The 260-nt window shown below is 68.5% G+C and carries 1 protein-coding gene; it reads right to left on the reverse strand.

Annotated elements, in window-relative coordinates; genetic code table 11:
* Positions 1-55: 55 nt before the first annotated feature.
* Positions 56-260: hypothetical protein (locus SCA31_RS24130; RefSeq protein WP_410699521.1), on the reverse strand; the 205-nt coding region annotated here is incomplete at its 5' end.

A 260-nucleotide genomic window follows, 5' to 3' on the forward strand; every position in this document is an offset into this window, starting at 1 on the left:
GGCACGCGTGAGGCGTGGCTAGTGACGCAAACGATGCGCCGTCGATGCGCGCCGCTTACGCGTCGTCGATCTGCCTGAGCGTCCTCAGGCAATCCACCGCGAACTGCTGATAGACCCGCGTGCCGTTCACCTTCGCCGAATCAGCGCGTCGGCCGGTTCGCCGGGCCTGGTCGGCGCCGAAATCGGGCTTGCAATGACCGGGCTCGGCATGGGCATCGCAACCGGCCCGTTGATGACCGTCGCGGTCGGCGCGCTCGAGG

Origin of the sequence: Chryseobacterium sp. SIMBA_028 (assembly GCF_046535285.1) — a bacterium.
Lineage (GTDB): Bacteria > Bacteroidota > Bacteroidia > Flavobacteriales > Weeksellaceae > Chryseobacterium.